20 protein-coding genes are annotated in these 23,601 nt (G+C 74.7%); 9 read left to right on the top strand and 11 right to left on the bottom strand.

Annotation, left to right across the window (positions count from 1 at the left end):
• Positions 1-18: 18 nt before the first annotated feature.
• Together HS048_RS19785 and HS048_RS19780 are read right to left on the bottom strand one after the other, a co-directional pair.
• Positions 19-1,296 (bottom strand): HAMP domain-containing sensor histidine kinase, encoded by a 1,278-nt coding sequence (locus tag HS048_RS19785; protein ID WP_191896624.1) that lies wholly within the window; start codon positions 1,294-1,296, stop codon positions 19-21.
• A 10-nt stretch (positions 1,297-1,306) separates the two neighbouring features.
• Positions 1,307-1,993 carry a response regulator transcription factor gene (locus HS048_RS19780; protein ID WP_068900746.1) on the bottom strand — a complete coding sequence of 229 codons (687 nt, stop codon included), beginning with the start codon at positions 1,991-1,993 and terminating at the stop codon, positions 1,307-1,309.
• 140 nt (positions 1,994-2,133) lie between these two features.
• Here HS048_RS19780 and HS048_RS19775 point away from each other — a divergent pair, with 140 nt between their 5' ends.
• Positions 2,134-2,616: a hypothetical protein gene (locus HS048_RS19775; protein WP_307832563.1), complete on the top strand. Its 483-nt coding sequence runs from the start codon at positions 2,134-2,136 to the stop codon at positions 2,614-2,616.
• A 161-nt stretch (positions 2,617-2,777) separates the two neighbouring features.
• Here HS048_RS19775 and HS048_RS19770 read toward each other — a convergent pair whose 3' ends face one another.
• On the bottom strand, positions 2,778-3,656 hold the full coding sequence (locus HS048_RS19770; protein WP_196468184.1) for a hypothetical protein: 879 nt from the start codon (positions 3,654-3,656) through the stop codon (positions 2,778-2,780).
• A gap of 539 nt (positions 3,657-4,195) precedes the next feature.
• Between HS048_RS19770 and HS048_RS19765 the strand changes: the two genes are divergently transcribed.
• Entirely contained in the window at positions 4,196-5,683 is a 1,488-nt protein-coding gene (locus tag HS048_RS19765; RefSeq protein WP_196468183.1) for a hypothetical protein, read from the top strand.
• Positions 5,684-5,685: 2 nt separating this feature from the next.
• Here HS048_RS19765 and HS048_RS19760 read toward each other — a convergent pair whose 3' ends face one another.
• A complete protein-coding gene (locus tag HS048_RS19760) occupies positions 5,686-6,228 on the bottom strand; it encodes a YdeI family protein (protein WP_196468182.1) in 543 nt (180 codons plus the stop codon).
• Entirely contained in the window at positions 6,228-6,635 is a 408-nt protein-coding gene (locus HS048_RS19755) for a VOC family protein (protein ID WP_196468181.1), read from the bottom strand. Before HS048_RS19755 ends, HS048_RS19760 begins: the two co-directional genes overlap by 1 nt.
• A gap of 87 nt (positions 6,636-6,722) precedes the next feature.
• Between HS048_RS19755 and HS048_RS19750 the strand changes: the two genes are divergently transcribed.
• Positions 6,723-7,661, top strand: coding sequence for a YafY family protein (locus tag HS048_RS19750; protein ID WP_068901006.1), 939 nt, complete (start codon positions 6,723-6,725; stop codon positions 7,659-7,661).
• 96 nt (positions 7,662-7,757) lie between these two features.
• Here the strand turns inward: HS048_RS19750 and HS048_RS19745 are convergent, their stop codons facing one another.
• The 4 genes from HS048_RS19745 to HS048_RS19730 form a co-directional block, all read right to left on the bottom strand.
• Positions 7,758-8,585 carry a GDSL-type esterase/lipase family protein gene (locus tag HS048_RS19745; protein ID WP_068900737.1) on the bottom strand — a complete coding sequence of 276 codons (828 nt, stop codon included), beginning with the start codon at positions 8,583-8,585 and terminating at the stop codon, positions 7,758-7,760.
• Positions 8,586-8,735: 150 nt separating this feature from the next.
• Positions 8,736-9,377, bottom strand: a complete 642-nt coding sequence (locus tag HS048_RS19740; protein ID WP_068900736.1) for a LysE family translocator — start codon at positions 9,375-9,377, stop codon at positions 8,736-8,738.
• Between the two features lie 108 nt (positions 9,378-9,485).
• On the bottom strand, positions 9,486-10,574 hold the full coding sequence (locus HS048_RS19735) for a winged helix DNA-binding domain-containing protein (RefSeq protein WP_196468180.1): 1,089 nt from the start codon (positions 10,572-10,574) through the stop codon (positions 9,486-9,488).
• 63 nt (positions 10,575-10,637) lie between these two features.
• Positions 10,638-11,183 (bottom strand): MOSC domain-containing protein, encoded by a 546-nt coding sequence (locus HS048_RS19730; RefSeq protein WP_068900732.1) that lies wholly within the window; start codon positions 11,181-11,183, stop codon positions 10,638-10,640.
• A gap of 111 nt (positions 11,184-11,294) precedes the next feature.
• On the opposite strand from HS048_RS19730, the gene HS048_RS19725 reads away from it, so the two are divergent.
• From HS048_RS19725 to HS048_RS19710, 4 genes are all read left to right on the top strand, one after another.
• A complete protein-coding gene (locus HS048_RS19725; protein WP_196468179.1) occupies positions 11,295-12,272 on the top strand; it encodes a tyrosine-type recombinase/integrase in 978 nt (325 codons plus the stop codon).
• A gap of 122 nt (positions 12,273-12,394) precedes the next feature.
• Positions 12,395-14,821 carry a PAS domain S-box protein gene (locus HS048_RS19720; RefSeq protein ID WP_196468178.1) on the top strand — a complete coding sequence of 809 codons (2,427 nt, stop codon included), beginning with the start codon at positions 12,395-12,397 and terminating at the stop codon, positions 14,819-14,821.
• A 370-nt stretch (positions 14,822-15,191) separates the two neighbouring features.
• Positions 15,192-15,842, top strand: coding sequence for a 1-acyl-sn-glycerol-3-phosphate acyltransferase (locus tag HS048_RS19715; protein ID WP_068900723.1), 651 nt, complete (start codon positions 15,192-15,194; stop codon positions 15,840-15,842).
• 72 nt (positions 15,843-15,914) lie between these two features.
• The gene (locus HS048_RS19710) at positions 15,915-17,555 is read left to right on the top strand and encodes a penicillin-binding transpeptidase domain-containing protein (RefSeq protein ID WP_196468177.1); all 1,641 of its coding nucleotides are present in this window, start codon (positions 15,915-15,917) and stop codon (positions 17,553-17,555) included.
• Positions 17,556-17,588: 33 nt separating this feature from the next.
• Here the strand turns inward: HS048_RS19710 and HS048_RS19705 are convergent, their stop codons facing one another.
• Entirely contained in the window at positions 17,589-17,873 is a 285-nt protein-coding gene (locus tag HS048_RS19705) for a DUF3040 domain-containing protein (RefSeq protein ID WP_068900719.1), read from the bottom strand.
• 591 nt (positions 17,874-18,464) lie between these two features.
• On the opposite strand from HS048_RS19705, the gene HS048_RS19700 reads away from it, so the two are divergent.
• On the top strand, positions 18,465-21,614 hold the full coding sequence (locus HS048_RS19700; RefSeq protein ID WP_196468176.1) for a S41 family peptidase: 3,150 nt from the start codon (positions 18,465-18,467) through the stop codon (positions 21,612-21,614).
• Positions 21,615-21,750: 136 nt separating this feature from the next.
• On the opposite strand, the gene HS048_RS19695 is transcribed toward HS048_RS19700, so the two are convergent.
• Entirely contained in the window at positions 21,751-22,698 is a 948-nt protein-coding gene (locus tag HS048_RS19695) for a YafY family protein (protein WP_196468175.1), read from the bottom strand.
• An 85-nt stretch (positions 22,699-22,783) separates the two neighbouring features.
• Between HS048_RS19695 and HS048_RS19690 the strand changes: the two genes are divergently transcribed.
• Positions 22,784-23,581: an alpha/beta fold hydrolase gene (locus HS048_RS19690; RefSeq protein WP_196468174.1), complete on the top strand. Its 798-nt coding sequence runs from the start codon at positions 22,784-22,786 to the stop codon at positions 23,579-23,581.
• Positions 23,582-23,601: the final 20 nt, after the last annotated feature.

Genomic DNA, 23,601 nt, shown 5'->3' with positions numbered 1-23,601 from the left:
GGAGTTCCTAAGGAATCGTTAAGCCGTCCCCGGCCCGAGTTCGAGGGTGACCTCCGCTCCCCCCGAAGGCGAGGAGCCGGCCCGCAGCCGCCCGCCCGAGTCCTCCGCCGTCCGGCGCGCGATGTCCAGCCCCAGGCCGGTGGAGGAGCCCCCGCTCACCCCGCGGCCGAGCGGGGCCGGATGGGGGAAACCCGGCCCCCGGTCGGCGATCACCAGCCGGGCCCCGCCCTCCGGCCGGGCCGTCAGCGTGACGGTGAACGGCGTGCCGTCGGGGGTGTGGGCGAACACGTTCTCCAGCAGCAGATCGACGCAGGCCGCCAGCTCCGGGCCGCTGACCCCCACGGCGATCGGCCCGTCGGCGAGGTCGAGGCCGAGCGGCCGCTCCTGGTCCTCCGCCAGCGCCGACCAGAAGGCGACCCGCTCGGCGACCACCCGGGCCGCGTCGCAGCCGCGCACCCCGTCCCGGTCGAACCGGCGGGCCTCCCGGATGACCTGGTCGACCATGCGCTCGACGCCCGCCACCGCCTGCCCCACCCGGGCCGCCTCCTCCGCGTCCCGCATCGTGTCGACCTCCAGCCGCAGCGCCGCGACCGGCGTGCGCAGCCGGTGGGACAGGTCGGCCACCGCCTCGCGCTCGTGGGCGAGCAGCTCCCGGATGCGGGCGGCCAGGTGGTTGAGGGCGGCGCCGACCTCACGGACCTCCGGCGGGCCCGCCGGGTCCACCCGCGCGGCCAGGTCACCGCGGGCCAGCCGCCGGGAGACCTCCGCGACCTGCCCGACCGGCCCGGTCAACGAGCGCGCGAGCCGGTCGGCGACGGCGATGCCGACGGCCAGCAGCGCCAGCCCGATCAGGCCGAGCACCAGCCACGCCCACCCGACGCCCTGCCGCAGCCGGTCGGCGCCGACGAACGCGCGCACCACCGTGGGACCGCTCGCCCCGCCCTGCACCGCCACCAGGATCTCCCTGCCCTGCGGGGTGTCCACGGTGATGCTGCGCCCGCGCGCGGCCAGCTCCACCCCGGGCCCGCGGGGCGCGGCGGCGCCGAGGAACCCGTGTCCGGGCAGGAAGACCGTGATCGGCACGCCACCGGAGCCCTGCGCCTGCCGTACGGTGGCCTCCAGCGTGTCGCGGTCGCCGAGGGCCGCCGCGGTGGCCACCGACTGCGCCCAGGTGGTCGCGGCGGCCGTGGCCCGCTCGGCCGCCAGCGTCCGCACCAGCACGGCCAGCGGGACCAGGAAGGCGATCAGGACCAGCGAGGTGGTCGCCACCGCGAGCAGGGCCAGGCGTCGTCTCATCGCGGGGCCCTCACGCCCCCGGGTCGACGAGCTTGACGCCGACCCCGTGCACGGTCTGCAGGTAGCGGGGGCGGTGGGCGCTCTCACCGAGCTTGCGGCGCAGCCACGACAGGTGGACGTCGACGGTCTTGTCGCCGCCGCCGTAGGCCATCCGCCACACCTCGGCCAGCAGTTCCCGTTTGGAGACGACCTGCCCGGGCCGGGCCGCCAGGTAGTGCAGCAGGTCGAACTCCTTGGGCGTCAGCTCCAGTCGCACCCCGTCGAGGAACGCCTCCCTGCCCGCCTCCTCGATGAGCAGGCCGCCCACCCGCACCGGCGCCGGCTCGGCTCCCTCGGTGCGGCCGCGGCGCAGCACCGCCCGGATCCGAGCGTCCAACTGGGCCGCGCTGAACGGCTTGACGACGTAGTCGTCGGCGCCGGCGTCCAGCGCCCGGACGATCTCCGGCTCGGCGTCGCGCGCGGTCGCCACGATGACCGGGACGGCGCTGACGGCCCGGAGCATGCGCAGGACCTCGCAGCCGTCGAGGTCGGGAAGGCCCAGGTCGAGCACGACCAGATCGGGCCGCTCCTCCAGCGCCCGGGTCAGCCCCGGCATGCCCGCGCCCGCCGAGGTCACGGCATGGCCGTGACCGGTCAGCGCGCGGGTCAGCGCCGAGCGGACCCGGGCGTCGTCCTCGACGAGCAGCAGGTGGGCCACGGCAACACGCCTGCCTCTCCTGGAAAGCGATGATTCCGACGAGGATGGGAAGTTCCCCGTGGAACGCGGAAGACACCGGAGGGCGCCGACAGATGCGGGCGGGCAGGCGGGACACGGCACCGGGCGGGACCAGCGGAGCGGTGCGCCGCCGCACGGGGCACGGCGGCGCACCGCTGAGCCGGCGCGCGTTGCTGGCCGTCGGCGGCTGGCTCGCGGCGGCCGCCGCCACCACCGTCGCCGGGCTGTGGGCGCTGTCCCTGGCCGGCGACGACCTCACCGGCCAGGCCGTCCGCTCGATGACCCTGGAGGAGGTCGAGCGGGCCCTGGCCACCGCCTCCGCGGCCCCAGCCGTCCCGCCCGCCGCCGCGACCGGGCCGTCCGCGGCCACCGGCGGCTTCTCCTACGCCGAGGGGTCGGTGACCGCCGCGTGCGACGCGGGCCGGGCCCTGCTGCTGTCGTGGACGCCCGCCCCCGGCCACGGCGTCGACGAGGTCGAGCGCGGCCCGGCCCCGGCCGTGTCGGTGGTCTTCGAGTCCGACGACCGCACCACCACGGTGACCGTGACGTGTCCGTCCGGGGCGCCCGCCGCCGAGGTCCGCTCCGCCGCCGAACATGACGACTGACTCCGCCGGAGCGGACCGGGGCAGGACCGGGCCGGGCCGGGCGGCCCCACCTCAGGTCCTCGGGCCGCGCTTCACCCGCTTCACCCGGCTCAGGTCCTCGGGCCGCGCCTCGGTTCTTCGGGCCGCGCTTCACCCGTCTCAGGCGCTCGGGAGGTACGGGCTCACGGAGCGGGGGTCGCCGTCGGGGTTCCGCCGGGGGCCGGCGGCGGGTCGGTGGGCGTGGCGGTCGCCGTGGAGGTCTCCGTGGGCGTCGCCTCCGGAGGGACCGTCGGGGTCGCGGTCGGCATCGCCGTGGGGGTCGCGCTGGCGGTGGGAACCGGCGTCTGCGGCGGCGTGGGGCAGGGGGCGGGGGTCCGCCACTTGACCGCGCCGGGCGGCCACTGCCGCTGGTACCACCAGCCGCGCCGGTGCTTCTTCGCCGGCCGGGACAGGTCGTAGACGTAGGCGGCCGTGGCCGACTCCCCCTCGCGCGTCGCGGTCAGGACCACCCAGTCGTCCTGGCGGACCGGGCGGTCGCCGCGCCTGCCCGCGACGACGCGGGTGTCGTCGGTGAGCGCGTACACCTGCTCGAAGCCGTCCGCGCTGCGCACCGCGAGCGAATCATCGGCCACGGCGGTCACCTGCCCCGTCTGGGCGAAGACCGTCGTGAACACGCACGGGTCCTCCGTGCCCACCAGGAACTCGCCGTGCACCGCGCCGGCGAACTCCAGCGGGTGCACGGTGGGCAGCGCGGGCACGGGCGCCGGCGCGGGCGGCAGGGGGGTCCCGGGGGCGGTCGGGCTCCCGGTTGGGCTCGCTGTCGAGCTCCCTGTCGGGGCCGGAGTGCCGGTCGGCGCCTCGGTGGCCGTCCCCGTCGGCGCCGGGCTCTGCGGCGGCGGGGGCGCGGGCGTGGCCGCCGAGGCCGCGGCCGCGCCGAGACCGCCCGAGGCCAGCAGCGCCGCGGCGGTGGTGAGGATCAGCGGCCGCGGAAGGCCACGGCGGGCTCCGCTCGCGCCGACCCGCTTCCGCCCGTTCCGTCTGTCGTGATCGGTCGGTGTCACCAGGTTCTCCCGTCTGCGGTATCCGGTTGAACACCCGCCGGCCGGGACGGCGTGGGACCACCGCCCGTTCGCTCCGCCGCGGATGACGATCGCGGCGGATCCGCCGTAACGGTGATCTTTCGGCGGGCACCCCGAGGCACTTCCCCCTCCCGCACGGCCCATGCGACCGCTCCGGCGACCGGCCCCGCCCGCCCGCCGCCTTCCACCAGCTCACCCTCGAGATCCATCCGATAGAAAAAACACCGAAAAATCCGGCAGAGGCGGCCAGGCGCCGCCGGAACGTCCCGCTCCGCTCCCGCTGCGTTCCCCGCCGCGGTCACACCCACGGCCACCGCATCAGCGTCAACTCCTGCCCCAGCCGGTTTCTCCAACCTTGACGCGCCGTGCGCCGTACGCCCCGCCCCGCCCGGGTATCCCTCCCTCCGCCCGACCGCCGCCCCGCGGCACGGCGTGCCGGGACACCACCGGCGACCAGGAGAGACACCCGACATGACGCCTTCTGCGACGACCACCCGGCGGCACGCCCCCGGACGGCCGCGATGACGAGCACCCTCGCCCGCACGCCCTCCTCCCCCACCCCGCCGCCGCGCCCCCCGCGTATCCCGCGGCACCCGCTGACCCGCCCCGCCGCCCTGCTCGGGCTGGTCGCCGCGCTGTACGGCACGGCCCAGCTGGCGATCGTCTCGCCCCGCATGGGCATCGGCTGGGACGAGGCGATCTACGCCAGCCAGTTCGCCGCGCACGCGCCCCCGGCCGAGTTCAGCGCGCCCCGCGCCCAGGGCGTGCCCCTGCTGGTCGCCCCGGTGACCGCGCTGACCGACTCGGTGACCGCGCTGCGCCTCTACCTCACCGCGCTGTCCTCCCTCGCCCTGTACGGCGCCTTCCTGATCTGGACGCGCGTGCGCCCCGGCTACACCGCCCCGCTGGCCGCGCTGCTGTTCGCCGGCTGCTGGCTGTCGCTGTTCTACGGCAACGAGGCCATGCCCAACCTGTACGTGGCGCTGACCGCCGTCGCCGCGACCGGCCTGCTCTGCCTGCCCCACCGCTCCCGCGCCGCACTCGCGGGCCTGGCCGCCGCGATGGCAGCCATGGCGCTGCTGCGCCCCTCGGACGCGCTCGTCGTCGCCGCGCCCCTGGCCGCCGCGGCGCTCCTGACCCGCCCGCGCCGCCCGGCCGCCCTGGCGGCCGTCGCCGCCGGACTGGCCGTGGGCTGGGGCGAGTGGCTGCTGGAGGCCGAGCTGCGGTACGGCGGTGCGGCCGCCCGGATGCACGCCGCCGGGCGGGCCAACCTGACGGGCCTGACCGTCTCCGTCACCGAGCACGCCGGCGCGCTGGACGGCCCGTCCCTGTGCCGCTGGGGCACCGACTGCGGCGACGTCTCCCCCCTGGCCCTGACCTGGTGGCTGGCGATCCCCTTGATGGCCGCGGTCGGCCTGTGGACCGCCTGGCGCGACCGGCGCCGCCCCGGCCCCCTGCTGCTGGCGGCGGCCGTCGCCGCGGCGAGCGCCCTGCCGTACCTGTTCTACGTGGGCTATGCCGCCCCCCGCTTCCTCATGCCCGCCTACGCGCTGCTGGCGCTGCCCGTCGCGGCCGGCGCCCTCGCGCTGGTACGGCGCAGCCGCCCCCCGCTGCGCCCCCTCGCCGCCGCGTTCACCGCCGCCGGGCTGCTGGCCCACCTCGCGCTCCAGGGCGCCTACGCGCACCGCATGTCGGCCATCGCCTACGAGGGCCGCGAACGGGTACGGCTGGCCACCGCGGAACTGCGCCGCATGGGCGTGCGGGCCCCGTGCACGGTCTACGGCCAGTCCGGCGTCCAGATCGGCTACCTGCTGGGCTGCCGCTCGCGGGGACTCGTCCGCGACTTCCCCCGCACCCCGCCCGCCCCCGTCCGGCGGGCCCTCGACGCGGGCGACCGGCTGCTGCTGGTCTACCGCGGCACCGCTCCGCCCCGCTACGCCGCCGGCTGGCGCGCGGTGAGGCTGCCCGGCGGCTGGCGGGCGCGCTTCTCCCCCGCCTGGGACGACTGACGTCACCCGTCCAGCAGGCCGAGCACCGCCCGCTGCAGGCGGGCCGCCCGCCCGGCCGGGGTCCTGGCCTTCAGCAGCGGCAGGACCACCCGGTAGCGGCCGGTCCTGCCGAGCGCCTCGAACCGCGCGGCGGCCTCCGGGCGGGCCGCCAGCGCCTCGGCCAGATCGGGCGGGACGACCGCCTCCCGCTGGGCGGCGTAGGCCGCCGCCCAGCGGCCGTCCGCCCGGGCCGCGGCGACCTCCGCCAGGCCGGGCGGGCGCATCCGCCCGGCCGCGGTCAGCGCCTCCACCCGCTCGACGTTCACCCGGGACCAGGCGCTGCCACCGCGCCGCGGCGAGTACCGCTGCAGGAAGCGCCGCTCGTCGCAGGACCTGCGGTGGCTGTCGATCCAGCCGTAGCACAGCGCGACCTCCAGCGCCTCCCCGATCGTGATCAGCTCCTCGCCCGACCCCTTCCTGGCGATCTCCAGCCAGGCCTCGTCCTCCGTCGCGTGGTGGCCGGCCAGCCACGACTCCCACTGCGCGGCGTCCGCGAAACGCATCATCAGCCCAGAACCTCCAGGTAGTGCCGGTTGTACATGACGCCGAGCACGTTGCCGAACGGGTCGACCACCGAGGCGGTGACGAATCCGGGACCGTACTCGGTGAGCGGCATGTACGGCGCGGCCCCCATGTCCAGCAGCCGGTCCAGGGCCGCCTGCACGTCGTCGACGTGCCAGTGCAGCACCACGCCCCCGGGACCGGCGCCGTCCGCGCCCGGCGGGGCGTAGCGCCGGTCGATGAGCCCGACCTCGGTCTGCCGGTCGCCGATCCTGAACTCGTAGTAGGCGGCCGGCCGCCCGCCGCCGGGCCTCTCGAAGTACGGCTCGACGCCCAGCAGCTCGGTGTACCACTTCCTGGCCGCCTCCAGGTCGTCGGCCCAGAGGTTGACGGTGGCCGGTCCTCGCAGCATCTGAGTGCCCCTCTCGTTGCTCTCTTCCCCGGACACTAGAAGCCCTTGCGGAACGTACGTTTCCTCAACTCCTGGCAGACTGAGAAGATGTTGGAAACCTCGGTCCGGCTCCTGCGGCTGCTGGCCCTGCTGCAGTCGCGCCCCGACTGGCCCGGCCCCGAGCTCGCCGACCGGCTCGGCGTCACCACCAGGACCGTGCGCAACGACATCGAGCGGCTGCGCATCCTCGGCTACCGCATCCACTCGGCCACCGGCACCGCGGGCGGCTACCGGCTCGGCGCCGGCGCGGCCCTGCCCCCGCTCATCCTCGACGACGAGGAGGCCGTGGCCGTGGCCGTCAGCCTGCACGCCGCGGCCGCCGGCACGGTGACCGGCCTGGAGGAGACCTCGCTGCGCGCCCTGACCAAACTCCAGCAGATGCTCCCCTCCCGGCTGCGGCACCGCATCGACGCCGTGGGCGCGGCCACCGTCTCGGTGGCCGGCCGCGGCCCCACCGTCGACGCCGCGACGCTCACCGCCGTCGCCGCCGCCATCCGCGACCACGAGCGGCTGCGCTTCGACTACCGCGACCACGGCGGCGCCACCGGCCCGCGCACCGCCGAGCCCCACCGCCTCGTCTACACCGGCCGCCGCTGGTACCTGCTCGCCTGGGACACCGGCCGCGCCGACTGGCGCACCTTCCGCGCCGACCGCATGACCCTGCGCACCCCCAACGGTCCCCGCTTCACCCCCCGCACTCCCCCCGACGACGCCGCCACCCACGTCATCCGCGGCGTCGCCTCCACCGCCTGGAAGCACCCGGCCCGCGTCCGCCTGCACGCCCCCCTGGACCGGATCTCCGAGGTCCTCCCGCCCACCGCCGGCCTCCTGCACGACGACGGCGTGCTGGAGACCGGCGGCGAGTCCCTGCACAACGTGGCCGCCTTCCTCGGCACCCTCGGCGTGCCCTTCACCGTCCTGGATCCGCCGGAACTCCGCGACCTCCTGCGCACCCTCGCCGACCGCTACCGGGAGGCGGCCGGCTGAGCGCCCCGCCGCCCGGCCCGCCGACCGGCCCGCCGACCGAGCCGCCGGCGGTGCCCGCCCCGCCCCTCGGCGCGTACGGCGGGCACCGCCGGAGCCTCACCCTTCGAGACCCGCCAGCGGATAGGTGACCTCGGCCAGCAACCGCTGCCCGGCGGTGTTGGGGTGGAAGTAGTCCCAGCGGCTCATGTGCGACAGCTCGAACGGGTAGCCGAACACCGCCCCGCCGTCGTACCGGCAGCCGGCCTGCTCGGCGCAGACCCTCGCCAGCACCGCGTTGAAGTCGGCCACCCGCTGGCGCACCCGCTCCCGCCGCTCCACGTCCGCCTGGTCCGTCGAGCGCGGCCGCGCCAGCATCGACTGGCAGATGTTCAGCGCCGCCCACGCCGCCCGGGCCGAGGAACTGCCCTTGCCGACCTCCCACAGCCGCCTGATGTCGGGGATGCTCGCCACGAGCACCGTCGCCTCCGGCAGGCCGTCCGCGAGCGTCCGCATCGCCGTACGGAACCTCGCCTCGAAGTCGGCCACCGACGTCATCCCCGCCTCCGACGAGGTGCAGGCGTCGTTGGCCCCGATCAGGACCGTCACGTACCCGGCCCCCGCGGCGACGGCCCGCTCGGCCTGCCCCTGCAGATCGGCGACCTTGGCCCCCGAGCGGCCGACGTTGTGGGCGACGGGGTCGGCACCGGCCTCCTGCAGCCGCCGGTAGTGGCTGTGCACCGACGAGCTCGAGCCGGTGGACCAGGACCTGGACGGGCAGTCGACGTAGAAGCCGCAGGCGTTGAACCCCCGCGTGATGGAGTCGCCCATCGAGGCCATCGAGGTGACGGCCTGCGACGCCTGCGCGGTCTCCGCGGCGACCGCCCCCGGGGCGAGCGCGGCGGCCAGTGCGGTGAGAAGGACGAGTGCCCGGCGCGGAATCTTCAATCTGGCCTCCTGGGGTCCTCCCCCGATCAGCTGGATGCTCAGAATGTCCGCCCGCACCACCGGATTTACAAGCTCACATTACAAGTTACTGACCTGTTAGTAATATTCGTTCCCGGCTCCGGGCCGGACCGCGGGCGACGGCGGAACCCCTCACCCGGCCGCCGGGGAGCGGTCCAGCGCCAGGTGCACCGCCAGCCCGCCCAGCACGGTCCCCATCAGCCGGCGCTGCACCCGCGCCCACAGCGGCCGGCCGCCGAGGAACGCCGCCAGCGAGCCCGCCGTCAGCACGAACACCCCGTTGCCGGTCACCGCCACCGCGATCTGCGTGAGCCCCAGGACCAGGCTCTGTCCCGCCACGTCGCCCAGCGCCGGATCCACGAACTGCGGCAGCAGCGAGACGTACATGACCGCGATCTTCGGATTCAGCAGGCTGGTGACCAGTCCCATGGCGAACAGCCGCGCCGGCCGGTCCGGCGGAAGCTCCCGCGACGCGAAGACCGACCCCCCGCCCGGCCGCACCGCGCACCAGGCCAGCCAGAGGAGGTACGCCGCCCCGGCCAGCTTGATCGCCGTGTAGGCGGCCGGCACCACGGCGAACACCGCGGTGATCCCCGCCACCACCGCCACCAGGTAGAACACGAAGCCCGCCGCCACCCCCAGCAGCGAGACGAGCCCCGCCCGCCGCCCCTGCGCCACCGACCGCGACACCAGATAGACCATGTTGGGGCCCGGGGTCAGCACCATCCCCAGAGCCACCGCCGCCATGCCCGCCACACCGCCCGCAGAGACCATGGGCCCATCATCGACCGGCGGCACGACCCGGAGAACGGCCAATCCGCGGCAATGGCCTTGAATCCGAGGACCGTTCCGGAGACCCGCGGCCGGGCCGGTCTCCGGCGATCAGACGAACCGCACCCCCCGCACCTGCGCCGACGGAGCGAACAGCTCCAGCATCCGCATGCCCTCCGCCTCCAGCTCCGCCCGCTCCGCCGCCGTCACCGGAACGAACGGCTCCACCTCCAGCACCGCCTCGCCCCGGCCGGACGCCACCCGCCACAGCCCCCGCACGAATCCGTCCACCAGCACCGTCGCCTTGATGATCCCGTTCACCGTGAACACCCGCCCCCGGTGCTCGTCCGCCATGATCCGCGTCCGCGTCCGCGCCGAGAAGGACAGCAGCATGTTGTCGAACTCCGCCAGGTAGCGCACCGGGGCGGGCACCTCCGGATCCGGCAGCACCGCCTCCGGCAGGTCCACCACCTCGGTCCCGTCCTCGGTCGTGAAGACCCGCAGGCCCATCCCCCGCACGACCTCCCCCAGCCTCGTCATCCCCGACCACTGCTGCACGTCCATCACCGACGCCGGACCGTAGGCCGCCAGGTAGCGCCGCACCATCTCCGCCGGCCCCGCCGCCCCGTCCAGCGGGCGGCCCAGCCACGCCTCAGCGCTCGTGTGCGCCGGCTGCCCGCCCACCCCCCACACGCCCCGCGGCGGCACCTGCACCAGCGGCACCGTCTCCCGCACCGCCGCCACCAGGTCGGCGGGATCACGATCAGGCCACCGCCCGGCCAGCGCCGCCCCCAGCTCCCGGAAGGTCAGCGGACGCTCCTCCACCAGCTCCCGCCCCACCCGCCCGACCTCCGACGGCTCCAGCCCGGCCAGGCCCTTGCGCCCGCGCAGCCCCCGCTCCATCATCGGCGCCAGCAGGGGGCGCAGCGCCAGGCAGTCCTCCGCCGTCACCAGGTGGATGGTGGACCGCATCAGCGACAGCCGCACCACCCTCCGGTCGTACAGCAACCCGGACAGGTCGTCGGGCTCGAACCCCTCCAACCGGCTCCGCAGCCCGACGTACGGCGGGGCCGGGGCCTGCGCCTGCATGCCGTACAGGTGCCGGACCGCGTCCAGCGCGGGCAGGTCCGCCCGGGAGAGCAGCAGCTGCCGCTCCAGCGTCGCGCGGTTGAGCGCCCGCCTGCTCAACGTCTCCGGCATGGGGTTCCTCTCGATCGGCTGCCGGAGATCATATCGGATCGGAACGATCTATTCCAATACGGTCTAGACCCGGTCCAGCGGGCGGTGCGGCGGCGGCGGCAGCTCCACCCCGACCGCGTCACCGGAGCGCACCACGCCGCCGGCCACCACCACGCCCATGATCCCCGCCTTGCGCACCACCCGGCCCTGCGCGTCCCGGCCCACCACCTGCCGGAGCAGGCCCGGCCGGAACCCGTCGATCTGCGCGCAGGGATTGCGCAGGCCGGTCACCTCCACCACCGCCTCGTCCCCCAGCCGCAGCAGCGCGCCCACGGGCAGGGCGAGCAGGTCGACCCCGCGCGTCGTGACGTTCTCCCCCAGCTGCCCCGCCGCCACCGTGAACCCCGCCGCCGCCAGCTCGTCGTGGAGCTCGGCGTGGATCAGGTGCACCTGGCGCAGGTTCGGCTGCGCCGGGTCCTGCGCCACCCGTGAACGGTGCTTCACCGTCACGCCGCAGTGCGCGTCCCCCTCGACCCCGAGACCCGCCAGCAGGCGGATCCCCGCCTCGTTCGGCTTGCTGAAGAGGTGCTCGCCGCTGCGGCTCACCGCCACGACCGTTCCGTTGCCCATGGGGCCGATCCTGCCCTGCCCCCTCGCCGCTGTGAAGTCCTCCAAGATCGTTCTGTGACGTCCATGTACCTTTACGCTGTAGATCAATAGATGGCGATAGGATCTCCCCCGATGAGCCTGCCAGCCGTACCCCCCGCAGAGACCGGGCCCGCGGTCGAGCCCGCGCGCGACCCCTACCGGGTCTACCTCGACTCCCTCGCCAGCCCCGAGTCCCGCCGCACGATGCGCGGCTGCCTGGACCGCCTGGCCGTCCTCATCTCCGGCGACGAGGCCGCCTCCGGGGCCGGCCAGCCCTGGCACCTGCTGCGCTACGAGCACACCGTGCGCCTGCGCGCCCTGATGACCGAGCGCGGCTGGTCCCCCTCCTACGTCAACAAGCACCTCGTCGCACTGCGCAGGGTGCTGCGGGAGGCCTGGCGGCTCGGGCGGATGAGCGCGGAGGAGTACCAGCGCGCCGCGGACCTGCCGACCGTCGAGCACACCCGGCTGCCCGCCGGCCAGCACGTCCCCGCCGAAGTCGTCGGCGCGGCCCTGGCCGCCTGCGAGGCCGACGACTCCCCCGCCGGCGTCCGCGACGCCGCCCTGCTCGCCGCGCTGTACTCCACCGGCTGCCGCCGCGCCGAGATCGCCGGGCTGACGCTCGGCGACTACGACCCGGCCTCCCGCTCGCTGCGGGTGCGCGGCAAGCGCGACAAGGAGCGTCTGGTCTACCTCACCTCCCAGGCCGTCGGCCGGCTGGAGCGCTGGCTGGCCGTGCGGGGCCGCGCCTCCGGAGCACTGTTCTGCCCCATCGGCAGAGCGGGTTTCCTGCGCTTCCGCGACGGCGGGCCCGCGGCCATGACGGGCCAGGCCGTCGCCGACATCCTGGCCCGGCGGCTGGCCCAGGCCGGAGCCGCACCGCGCACCCCCCACGACTTCCGCCGCACCTTCATCGGCGAGCTGCTCGACGCGGGCGTGGACCTCGCCACCACCCAGGCGCTGGTCGGCCACTCCTCCCCCGCCACCACCGCCCGCTACGATCGCCGCCCCGAGCGGCGCCGCCGCGAGGCCGTCGACCGGATCACCCTCCCGGCCGCCGAGCCCCTGTAGCCGCGGCCGTCCGCGTCCGGCACCCGCCCGTTGCGGCGCGAGACGGCTCCTGCGCATACCGTTACAAAAGACAAGGGGAATATATAGGCCATATATGGGTGAAACCGGGGAGGGCGGAAGCCATGGGGACGGTCGGAGATCTGGGTGACGCGCAGGCGCTGCAGGCGATCCTGGAACGGGCCCGCGACGCCTTCATCTCGTTCGACGCCGCCGGGACCGTACGCGCGTGGAACGCCGCGGCCGAGCGGCTGTTCGGCTGGCCGGCGGCCGAGGCCCTGGGCCGGAGCGTGACCGCCCTGATCGCTCCGCCCTCGCTGCGCCACCGGTACGACGAGGGACTGGCCCACCTGCACGAGCACGGCGCCTCCGACCTGCCCGACCACCGCCTGGAGCTGACCGTCGCCGACCGGGCGGGCCGGGAGTTCCCCATCGAGATGGCCCTGCAGGTCGACGACCGGCCCGGCGGGCCACTGCTGCACGCGTTCGTGCACGACATCAGCGACCGCCGCGAGGCCCGGCGCCGGCTGGAGGAGGAGCGGACGTTCCTGCGGGCGCTGCTGGACAGCCTCCAGGTCGGCGTGATGGCCTGCGACGGGGACGGCCGGCTCACCCTGTTCAACCGAGCGGCCCGCGAGCTGCACCGCGTGCCGGGCGATCCGCCGGGCGGGAGCGACGGTGACTGGCCGCAGGACCGGAACCTGTTCGCCCCGGACGGGCGCACCCCGCTCCGGCCCGAGCAGGCGCCGCTGGCCCGGGCCCGGGCCGGCGAGAACGTCGACGGCCAGCACCTGGTGATCCGCCCGCCGGAGGCCGAACCGCGCCGCTGCGTGGTCAACGGCCGCCCCATCACCACCCCCGACGGACGCCGCCTGGGCGCGGTCTCCGCCCTGCACGACATCACCGACCAGCACCGCGCCCAGGTGCTGCGCGACGCCCAGCACGCCGTGGCGCAGGCGCTGGCCGAGGCGGTCTGCAGCGAGCAGGCGGCCGCGCGCGTGCTCACCGCGGTCACCCGGGCGCTGGACTGGTCCTACGGGGAGTACTGGCAGATCGATCCCGACCGCAGCGCCCTGGTCCGCGCCGGTGCGTGGCACAGGCCCGGGCTGGCATTCACCGGTGACCCCACGGAGGCGGTCCGGCGCGGGCAGGGCCTGCCCGGGCGGGTGTGGGCCACCGGCCGGACGGTCTGGATGAGCGATCTGAGGACCGAGCCCCGCCCCTTCCCGCGCAGGCGGGAGGCGCTGGAGGCGGGTCTGCGCTCGGCCATCGCCCTGCCGGTCCGCAGCGGCGACCAGGTGCTGGGGGTGCTGGTCTTCTGCAGCGAAGCCGTCCAGGAGCCCGACGACGACCTGGTCGCCCTGCTCGACGGCGTCTGCGCGCACGTCGGCCGCTTCATGGAGCGCCGCCGCGCCGAGGAGCTGGCCCTGGCCCTGGCCGCCAGCCGCCGCCACTTCGACCAGGTCGTCTCCCAGCTCGACGACAACGTCTGGACCATCGAGATCACCCCCGACGGCCGGGCCCGCTCGGTCTACCAGAGCCAGAACGCCGCCGGCGTGTTCGGCGGCCGGGTCCCGGAGGGCGCCGACATCTCCGGCCTCCTGCGCCGCCACGTCCACCCCGAGGACCTGCCCGCCTACACCGCCTTCGACGAGAAGGTCAACACCGGGATCCCGGCGCAGGTCGAGTGCCGCGTCATCGGCCTGGACGGCGCCGTCCGGTGGATCTGGATCCGCAGCACGCCGCGCCGCGAGGACGGCCGGCTGTTCGCCGACGGCATCTCCACCGACGTGACCGAGCGCCACCGCCTGGCCGAGGAGCGCGACCGGATGAAGGACGAGCTGGTCGCCCTGGTCAGCCACGAGCTGCGCAACCCGGTCGGCGCGATCCGCGGCTACGTCGAGATGCTCGTCGACACTCCGGGGCTGACCGGCACCCAGCGCATGTTCGCCGACGTCATCGACCGGACCAGCGCCCATCTGCTGGACCTGGTCGACGACCTGCTGGACCTGGCCCGCCTGGACGCCGGGCACATCGCCATCGACCCGCGCCCGGTCTCCCTGGCCCGGCTGGTGCGCCAGGCCGTCGACGACCACCGGGCCGCCGCCGCGGCCAGGCACCTGACCGTCGCCACCGACCTGGCCCCGCACCCGCCCGTGCACGCCGACCCGGTACGGCTCCGCCAGGTCCTCGACAACCTGCTCTCCAACGCCGTCAAGTACACCCCCGACGGCGGCGCCGTCACCGTCGGCCTCGGCGGCGACGACGCGGACCGGGCCGCCGTCGTCACCGTGGCCGACACCGGCATCGGCGTCCCGGCGGAGGAGTACCCGCAGCTGTTCGGCCGGTTCTTCCGTGCCTCCACCGCGCAGGAGGCCGGGATCAAGGGCACCGGCCTGGGCCTCGCCGTCACCCGGGCGATCGTCGAGGCGCACGGCGGGACCGCCGCCGCGGCGCCCCGGAAGGGCGGCGGCACCGTCTTCACCGTCCGCCTGCCCGCCGCGTCCTCCCCGCCCGGAGCGCACGGGCGACCACATCCGGCGCACCGGTAACCGGGAAGTGGAATAACCACCCCCCTGCGTCCGTTAGAGTCATCGTGCCGATGTGGTTTGTGTCCCCCGGGCCGCAAATTACCGCCTTCACGGAATACCGTTCGGCTGGAGCCGTGTTGTGCCTCTCGCCGAGGAGGCGACCGCCACATCGGCACTAAACGTTCCGCCCCGCGGGCGCTCCGGCGCCCGCGGGGCGCTTTTCTTCGCCCTGGCGCCCCTCTGTGTCCCCGGCGTCCCCTCTGTGCCTTTCGGGCCCCCGGCTTTGGACCAGGGCTACAAACATCAAAGCTTGGCTTGTGAGGATGTCCACACCCGCCGGTCACCAGGCCACCGCCTACTGTGGTGTTCTTCCGTACCGTGAGGAGAGTCCGTGCTCTACCGCCTGGCCAAGACCGTCAGCTCTCCCTTCCTGCACCTGCTCTGGCCGACCACGGCCACCGGAGTGGAGCACGTGCCCGCCGCCGGGCCGGCCATCCTGGCCTCCAACCACCTCTCGGTCCTCGACTCGACCTTCCTGCCCCTGGTGGTCCCCCGCCAGGTGCGTTTCGTCGCCAAGCAGGAGTACTTCACCGGCAACCCCGTCACCGCCGCGTGGATGCGGGCCACCGGCCAGATCGCCATCGACCGGCAGAGCCCCACCGCCGCGCAGGACATGCTCGACGCCGCGGCCCGGGTGCTCAAGGACGGCGGCCTGTTCGGCATCTACCCCGAGGGCACCCGCTCCCCCGACGGCCGCCTCTACCGCGGCAAGGTCGGCGTCGCCTGGCTGGCTCTGGCCACCGGGGCGCCGGTGCTCCCGGTGGCCATGTCCGGCACCGACAGGGTGCTGCCGATCGGCGCGTCGGTCCCGCGGCTGGGCCGGGTCGGGGTGCGGATCGGCGAGCCGATGACGTTCACCGGCTCGGAGAGCAGCGCCCGCGACCGCCGCAGGGTGACCGACGAGATCATGGCCGAGATCCAGCGCCTCTCCGGGCAGGAGTACGTGACCGCCTACGCCCCCCGCCGCACCCAGGACAGCTGATCATATTTCGGCACATGTCGGATTGGTCAGGCTAGGGTGGTGCGCTGAGCTTCGGCGAACGGGGGTGGCCAGATGCCGCGCGGCAGGACGATAGCGATCACGACGGTGACCACCGTGCTGGTGGCGGGTGCCGCCGGCGGCGGAGCCTGGTGGTACCTCCACACGCGCGGCACCCCGCAGGAGACCGCGCAGCGCTTCACCCAGGCCTGGCAGCGAGGCGACCAGGCCGCCATGCGGGCCGAGCTGGGCACCGCCGATCCCGCCTTCGCCCGCGCCTACGACGACATGCGCAAGGGCTGGGCGGTGGAGGGCACCGCGATCCGGCTCGACTCGGTCCGCGAGACCGGCGACGACACCGCCCAGGCCGCCTACACCGCCACCCTCCGGCTGAAGAACGTCGGCGAGTGGAGCTACTCCGGGACCATCGACCTGGCGGTCGTCGACCGGCACTGGAAGGTCGACTGGTCCCCCAGGGCGGTCCACCCCGACCTCACCGCCGGATCCTCCTTCGCGCTGAAGACCGACTGGCCCGAACGGGCGGCCATCACCGCCGCAGGCGGCGAGCGCATCGACGGCGGCGACGTGGGCGGCTCGGTCCAGCAGCTCGTCGGCTTCCTCGACAAGGCCACCGACAAGGACGTCAAGAAGCTCGGCTCCTCCTACAGGACCGGCCAGGCCGTCGGACGGGGCGGCCTGCAGGAGAGGTTCCAGCAGCGCCTGGCCGGGACCCCGAGCACCCAGATCCAGCTCGTCGGCACCGGCGGCGCGGCCGGGACCGCCAAGACCGTCGGCACCATCGAGGGCGAGAAGGGCGAGCCCCTGGAGACCAGCCTGGACCTGCGGGTCCAGAACGCCGCGGCCGGAGCCGTACGCGACCTCGACAAGACCGCCTCGATGGTCGCGGTCGAGCCCTCGACCGGGGAGATCCTCGCCGTCGTCAACAACAAGGGCGGCTTCAACCGCGCCCTGAACGGCGCCTACCCGCCCGGCTCCACCTTCAAGGCGGTCACCGCCGTCGGGCTCCTCGAAGCCGGTGTGGGCCCCGGCGACAAGGTCACCTGCCCCAAGGACGTCAACATCGGCGGGCTGCCGATCCGCAACTCCCACCACGCCGCGTACGGCTCGGTGACCTTCTCCGACTCCTTCGCCCACTCCTGCAACACCACCTTCGCCCCGCTGGCCAAGGAGCGGCTGGGCGCCGACGAGATGGTGCGGACCGCCGAGCTGTTCGGCTTCAACGAGCAGCTCGACATCGGGACCGCCGAAGTACACGGCGGCAAGATCCCCCGAGCCGAGAGCGACGCCGAACTGGCCGCCGAGTCCTTCGGCCAGGGCCGCATCACCGCCAGCCCGCTGATGATGGCCTCGGTCGCCGCCGCGCTCGCCGACGGCACCTGGCGTCCGCCGACCCTCGTGCCGTCTGCCGCGCAGAAGCTCGAGCCCCGGGCCCTGCCCGAAGGCGTCGTCGGCCCGATGCACCGGATGATGTCCGCCGTGGTCACCAAGGGCACCGCCGAGGGCGCGGGCCTTCCCGCGGGCACCCGCGGCAAGACCGGCACCGCGGAGTACGGCCCGCAGGACGACCTGAAGACCCACGCCTGGTTCATCGGCTTCAGGGGCGACCTGGCCTTCGCCGTGATCGTCGAGGAGGGCGCGGGCGGCGGCACGGACGCGGCCCCCGTGGCCGCGGCGTTCCTGCGCGCCCTGGACTGACCCGCCCCCGCTCCGGCCGCCCCGCGCGTCCGCTCAGAGCGGGAGCGCGGCGGCGTCGTGACGCAGGACCATGATCAGCAGCGTCGCGATCAGGGTCGCGATCAGCAACCAGCTGACCATGATGACGACCGTCGAACGGCGCGGGCGCCTGCGCAACCGCCCCGCCCCGCCTCCGGGATCCCCCCGGCGGCGGCCGCCCTCCCTGCGCTGGACGCGCTCGTTGAACGACTCCAGCCGCGCGGCCAGCCGCGGGTCCTCGTCGACGAGGTGACGCTCGATCTGCAGCAGCATTCGCTCCTCGTCTTTCGACCAGGCCATGCCGCACCTCCCCGGAATGCAAGGCGTGTGCCGACGTTCTGCCCAATCATGAAGATCGTTATCCGTTCCGAGGGCTGCGATTTACCTCTTCTTTGCCTGCCCGCCGCACGGGAACGGGAGACGATTTCCGGAGCCGCTCCCGCCCCGCACCGGAGCCCGCAGAGGACATCGGGGACGGACCCGGAGACGTCACCCGCCCCTCCCCTCCCGATGGATGGCCAACCCCCGAAAAGGGTACGAACAGGCTTGATGCACGCGATCAGCTGCATCGCCGTACAAAAAACCAGGGGGAGAGAATGGTCGAGAAAAAGAAGCCCGCCAAGGCCTCGGGCAAGCAGAAGAAGGCCGCGATCAAGGCCACACGCGAGGCGAAGCAGGCCAAGCGGCAGGCCAAACGCCCCGAGGGCGCCGAATAACGCCGCACCGTCAGGGGACGATTCCGGGACGCCCCGGCGTCACACCGCGTGACGTCCCGGACCGCCCGGAACGTCCCCTCCGGCGACGGACATGGGATCCGGCCGGACGGGCCCGGAGACGTCCGGGCCGCACCGGGAGACGTCCTCGAGCCACCTGACCACGGAGTGAGCCACCATGTCCGCCTACCTGCGATTCCCGACGGTCTTCGGCGACGTCGTCGTGTTCTCCGCCGAGGACGACCTCTGGATGGTGCCGGCCGCCGGCGGCCGCGCCTTCCGCCTCACCGCGGGGGTCGCCGAAGCCGGCTATCCCCGCTTCTCCCCCGACGGCGACCGGATCGCCTTCGCCGGCCGGGAGGAGGGCCCGGAGGAGGTCTACGTGATGCCCGCCGACGGCGGCTCCGCCCGGCGCGTCACCTACCACGGCACCCGCTCCACCGTCACCGGCTGGGATCCCGACGGGGCGATCCTGTACGCCAGTGACGCCGGCCAGCCCTTCCACGGCCAGAAATGGCTGCACCGCGTCCTGCCGCACCGCGGCCCCGAACGGCTGCCGTACGGCCCGGCCAACTCCATCTCCTACGGCCCGCACATCGTGATCGGCCGCAACACCGCCGACCCCGCCCGGTGGAAGCGCTACCGCGGCGGCACCGTCGGCGACCTCTGGATCGGCGACGGCGTCTTCCGGCGGCTCATCGCCCTGCCCGGCAACCTCGCCTCCCCCTGCTGGGCCTCGGGACGCGTCTACTTCATCTCCGACCACGAGGGCGTGGGCAACGTCTACTCCTGCACCGCCGACGGCACCGGCCTGCGCCGGCACACCGACCACACCGACTACTACGCCCGCAACCTGTCCGGCGACGGCCGCCGGCTCGTCTACCACGCCGGCGGCGAGCTCTACCTGCTGGACGACGGGGAGTCCCACCGCGTCGAGGTCAGCCTGCGCAGCTCCCGCACCCAGCGCAACCGCCGCTTCGTCGCCGCCGAGAACTTCCTCGACAGCGCCACCCTCAGCCCCGACGGCAGCGGCCTGGCGATCACCACCCGCGGCAAGGCGTTCTCCTTCGCCGCCTGGGAAGGCCCCGTCCGCCAGCACGGCGCCCCCTACGGCGTCCGCTACCGGCTGCTGACCTGGCTCAACGACGGACTGCGGCTGATCACCGCCGCCAGCGACGACCGCGACCGGGAGACCCTGACCGTCCTCACGGCCGACGGCGGATCCGGTCCCCAGCGGCTCGACCACCTCGACACCGGCCGGATCACCGCGCTGCAGGTCTCCCCCAAGGCCGACACCGTCGCCGTCACCAACCACCGCAACGAACTGCTCCTCGTCGACCTGGCCGCCGATCCCGCCGAGGCCACCGTGATCGACTCCAGCCGGTTCGGCGCCGTCGAGGACCCCGCCTGGTCACCCGACGGCCGCTGGCTCGCCTACGCCTTCCGCGACACCGCCCAGACCATGGCGATCAGGCTGTGCCGGGCCGCCACCGGCGAGACCTTCCCGGCCACCCGGCCCGTGCTCTGGGACTCCTCCCCCGCCTTCGACCCCGCCGGCCGCTACCTCTACTTCGTCGGCCAGCGCGTCTTCAACCCCGTCTACGACGAGCTCGGCTTCGACCTGGGCTTCCCCCTCGGCTCCCGCCTCTACGCCCTGGCCCTGCGCGCCGGCACCGGCTCCCCCTTCGTCCCCGAACCCCGGCCCCTGTCCGGCGCCGACGAGGAGGACGACGAGGAGGAGGTCGAGTTCGCCGTCGACACCGACGGCCTGGAGGACCGCATCGTCGCCTTCCCCGTCCCCGAGTGCCGCTACGAGGCCGTCGCCGCGGTCAAGGGCAAGGCCGTCTACCTCACCTACCCCGTCGAGGGCGCCCTCGGCGACGAGCACGCCGCCTTCTCCGACGGCACGCTGTGCGCCTACGACTTCGCCAAGCAGAAGCACGAGACGCTGGTCACGGACGTGTCGGAGTTCCAGCTCGGCCGCGACGGCGCCACCCTGCTCTACCGCTCCGGCTCACGGCTGCGCGTCGTCAAGGCCGGCGAGACCCCCGAGGACGACGAGAGCCCGGGCCGCGAGAGCGGCTGGATCGACCTGTCGCGCGTCAAGGTCTCCGTCTGCCCCGAAGCCGAATGGCGGCAGATGTTCCGCGAGGCCTGGCGCCTGCAGCGCGAGCACTTCTGGGCCGAGGACATGGCCGGCATCGACTGGGCGGGCGTCTACCGCCGCTACCTGCCGCTGGTGGACCGGGTCACCACCCGCGGGGAGTTCTCCGACCTGCTGTGGGAGCTGCTCGGCGAGCTCGGCACCTCCCACGCCTACGAGAGCGGCGGCGCCTACCGCGCCCGCCCGCACTACCGCCAGGGCAAGCTCGGCGCCGACCTGTCCTTCACCGACGGCCTGCACCGCATCACCCGCATCGTCGACGGCGACCGCTGGGACCCCGGGGCCACCTCCCCGCTCAACCGCCTCGGCGTCGACGTACGGCCCGGCGACGCGATCATCGCCGTCAACGGCCAGAGCGTCAACGCCGCCACCGGCCCCGCCGAGCACCTGGTCAACCAGGCCGAAGAGGAGGTCCAGCTCACCGTCGCCCGCGGCGAGGAGACACGGACCGTCACCGTGCGGGCCGTCGCCGACGAGCAGCCGGGCCGCTACCGCGACTGGGTCCGCGACAACCGCGCCCGCTGCCACGAGCGCACCGGCGGCCGGATCGGCTACCTGCACATCCCCGACATGGGCCCGGACGGCTACGCCGAGTTCCACCGCGGCTTCCTGGCCGAGTACGACCGGGAGGGCCTGATCGTCGACGTCCGCTTCAACGGCGGCGGCCACGTCTCCTCCCTGCTGCTGGAGAAGCTGTCCCGGCGCCGCCTGGGCTACAACCACCCCCGCTGGGGCGTGCCCGAGCCCTATCCCGAGGAGTCGCCCCGCGGCCCCATGGTCGCGATCACCAACGAGTGGGCGGGCTCCGACGGCGACATCTTCAGCCACACCTTCAAACTGCTGGGCCTGGGCCCGCTGATCGGCAAGCGCACCTGGGGCGGGGTGATCGGCATCTGGCCCCGCCACCAGCTGGCCGACGGGACCGTCACCACCCAGCCGGAGTTCTCCTTCGCCTTCGACGACGTGGGCTGGCGGGTGGAGAACTACGGCACCGACCCCGACCTGGAGGTGGACATCACCCCGCAGGACTACGCCGCGGGGATCGACACCCAGCTGGACACCGCGATCCGGGTGGCGCTGGAGCGGCTGGCCGCCCACCCGCCGCACACGCCCAACCCCGCCGACCGGCCCCGGCTCTCCATCCCCCCGCTCCCCCCGCGCTGACTCCTCCGGGCGCCGCACGCGGGCGGGGGCGCCGCCGGCCGCGGCCACCGTACGAGGGTCAGAGCGGGGTGCCGCCGACCAGGCACCCCACGGAGGCCGGGGCGGAGGTGCCGCCGGCCGGGCCACCGTACGGAGGTCAGGGCGCGGCCCACTCCGCCAGCCGTGCGGCCAGCGCCCGCACCTCCCCGCGCAGCGCCTCCGGTTCGAGCACCGTGAACGGCCAGCCGAGCCCGGCCAGCATCTGCGCCATCCCGTCCAGCCGCTCGGCCCGCGCCGTCAGCAGCACCCCCTCGGGCGTCTCCTCCAGCGTCGCGGCCGCCGCCGGCACCCGGCGGCGCACCTCCTCCAGCGTCGTGGCCAGCAGCACCCGCACCTCGTGCCGGTACGGCACCGCCGACAGCGACCCCGTCACGTGCCCGGCCGCGTCGAAGCCCTCCGGGACCTCGAAGCCCCGCCCGGTGCGCTCGGCGTCCGCCACCCGGTCCACCCGGAAGGTGCGGAGCTCGCCGCTGCGGTGGTCGAACCCCGCGACGTACCAGCGCCCGGAGTGGAAGACGATGCCGTACGGGTCCAGCTCCCGCTCCGACGGCTCCCCCCGCCACGACCGGTAGGCCAGCCGTACCGTGCGCCCGTGCCGGACGGCGTCGGCCAGCACCAGCAGCGGCCCGGCCCTCGGGACCGGCGTGGCCGCCGGGGCACGGGTGTGGTCCAGGGTCTGCGCGACCGCGTCGACGCGCTCGCGCAGCGCCCGCGGCAGCACCCGCTGGATCTTGGCCAGCGCGCTCTCGGTCGCCGCCTCCCCCACCGCCAGGCCGGTCCGCCGCCCGGCCACCAGCCCCAGCACCACCGCCGTCGCCTCGTCGTCGGTGAGCATCAGCGGCGGCAGCTTGTAGCCCGGCAGCAGCCGGTAGCCGCCGTAGCGCCCCCGCTCGGCCTCCACCGGCACGCCGAGCTCGCCCAGCCGGACCGCGTAACGGCGCACCGTGCGCTCGTCGACCTGCAGCCGGGCGGCCAGCTCCGGCCCGGTCAGACCGGGAGCGGCCTGCAGGAGTTCGAGCAGTGCCAGCACCCGCGCGGCCGTCATGGGAAACACCTCGTAAATCAGGACCGGAACTGCCCGGATTCCATCCTAGGGTGGAAGCACACGACGACGGAAGGACGAAGAACCCATGAGCCAGCCGACCACCGGCACCCCCGCCCCCATCACCGCCGAGACGCCGGCCCGGCGGACCTACGTCCTGGTCCCCGGCTTCTGGCTCGGCGGCTGGGCCTGGGAGAAGGTCGCCGCCCGGCTCCGCGCCGAGGGCCACGGCGTCCACCCCGTCACCCTCACCGGCCTCGGCGACCGGGTCCACCTGGCCACCGCGGAGACCGACCTGGAGACCCACGTCCAGGACATCGTCAACACGATCGTCTACGCCGACCTGCACGACGTGGTCCTCGTCGCGCACAGCGGCGGCGGCGGGCCCGTCACCGGGGCGGCCGACCGGATCCCCGAGCGCATCGCCCGCGTGGTCTACCTCGACAGCGGCCCCATGGCCGACGGCACGGCCTGGACGGACATGAACGAGCCCGCGGAGCGGGCCTTCGTCGAGCGGCGGGTCGCCGAGCAGGGCGGCACCGCCTACCCGCTGCCGTCCTGGGAGGAGCTGGAGAAGACCGGGGCCAGCCTGGAGGGCCTGGGCGAGGCCGAGCGCGCCTGGTTCGCGTCCCGCGCGACGCCGCAGCCGTACGGCGCCATGACCGCCCCGCTGGCGCTCACCGGCGCGGCGGCCCGCCTGCCCAAGACGCTCGTCGCGTGCTCGTTCCCGATGGAGCAGGTCCACGCGATGATCTCCTCCGGCCACCCGTTCTTCACGGCGCTGGCCGGGCCTGAGTGGAGCTTCGCCGAGCTCCCCACCGGCCACTGGCCGATGTTCTCCGAGCCCGGGCGGACCGCCTCGCTCCTCGCAGCCCTGGAGGGGTGAACCCGGCCGTGCCCGCCGCG

It is taken from the genome of Planomonospora sp. ID91781 (genome assembly GCF_015711595.1).
GTDB lineage: Bacteria > Actinomycetota > Actinomycetes > Streptosporangiales > Streptosporangiaceae > Planomonospora > Planomonospora parontospora.
Note: the sequence above shows the minus strand (reverse complement) of the source record. Positions and strands in the feature narration are given on the sequence as shown.

What these genes read in the sequence shown, in the direction of transcription:
- HS048_RS19785 (WP_191896624.1), bottom strand. Translation starts at nt 1,296, where the DNA reads ATGAGACGACGCCTGGCCCTGCTCGCGGTGGCGACCACCTCGCTGGTC.
- HS048_RS19765 (WP_196468183.1), top strand. Translation starts at nt 4,196, where the DNA reads ATGACGAGCACCCTCGCCCGCACGCCCTCCTCCCCCACCCCGCCGCCG.
- HS048_RS19760 (WP_196468182.1), bottom strand. Translation starts at nt 6,228, where the DNA reads ATGATGCGTTTCGCGGACGCCGCGCAGTGGGAGTCGTGGCTGGCCGGC.
- HS048_RS19755 (WP_196468181.1), bottom strand. Translation starts at nt 6,635, where the DNA reads ATGCTGCGAGGACCGGCCACCGTCAACCTCTGGGCCGACGACCTGGAG.
- HS048_RS19750 (WP_068901006.1), top strand. Translation starts at nt 6,723, where the DNA reads ATGTTGGAAACCTCGGTCCGGCTCCTGCGGCTGCTGGCCCTGCTGCAG.
- HS048_RS19740 (WP_068900736.1), bottom strand. Translation starts at nt 9,377, where the DNA reads ATGGTCTCTGCGGGCGGTGTGGCGGGCATGGCGGCGGTGGCTCTGGGG.
- HS048_RS19735 (WP_196468180.1), bottom strand. Translation starts at nt 10,574, where the DNA reads ATGCCGGAGACGTTGAGCAGGCGGGCGCTCAACCGCGCGACGCTGGAG.
- HS048_RS19730 (WP_068900732.1), bottom strand. Translation starts at nt 11,183, where the DNA reads ATGGGCAACGGAACGGTCGTGGCGGTGAGCCGCAGCGGCGAGCACCTC.
- HS048_RS19725 (WP_196468179.1), top strand. Translation starts at nt 11,295, where the DNA reads ATGAGCCTGCCAGCCGTACCCCCCGCAGAGACCGGGCCCGCGGTCGAG.
- HS048_RS19720 (WP_196468178.1), top strand. Translation starts at nt 12,395, where the DNA reads ATGGGGACGGTCGGAGATCTGGGTGACGCGCAGGCGCTGCAGGCGATC.
- HS048_RS19710 (WP_196468177.1), top strand. Translation starts at nt 15,915, where the DNA reads ATGCCGCGCGGCAGGACGATAGCGATCACGACGGTGACCACCGTGCTG.
- HS048_RS19705 (WP_068900719.1), bottom strand. Translation starts at nt 17,873, where the DNA reads ATGGCCTGGTCGAAAGACGAGGAGCGAATGCTGCTGCAGATCGAGCGT.
- HS048_RS19700 (WP_196468176.1), top strand. Translation starts at nt 18,465, where the DNA reads ATGTCCGCCTACCTGCGATTCCCGACGGTCTTCGGCGACGTCGTCGTG.
- HS048_RS19695 (WP_196468175.1), bottom strand. Translation starts at nt 22,698, where the DNA reads ATGACGGCCGCGCGGGTGCTGGCACTGCTCGAACTCCTGCAGGCCGCT.
- HS048_RS19690 (WP_196468174.1), top strand. Translation starts at nt 22,784, where the DNA reads ATGAGCCAGCCGACCACCGGCACCCCCGCCCCCATCACCGCCGAGACG.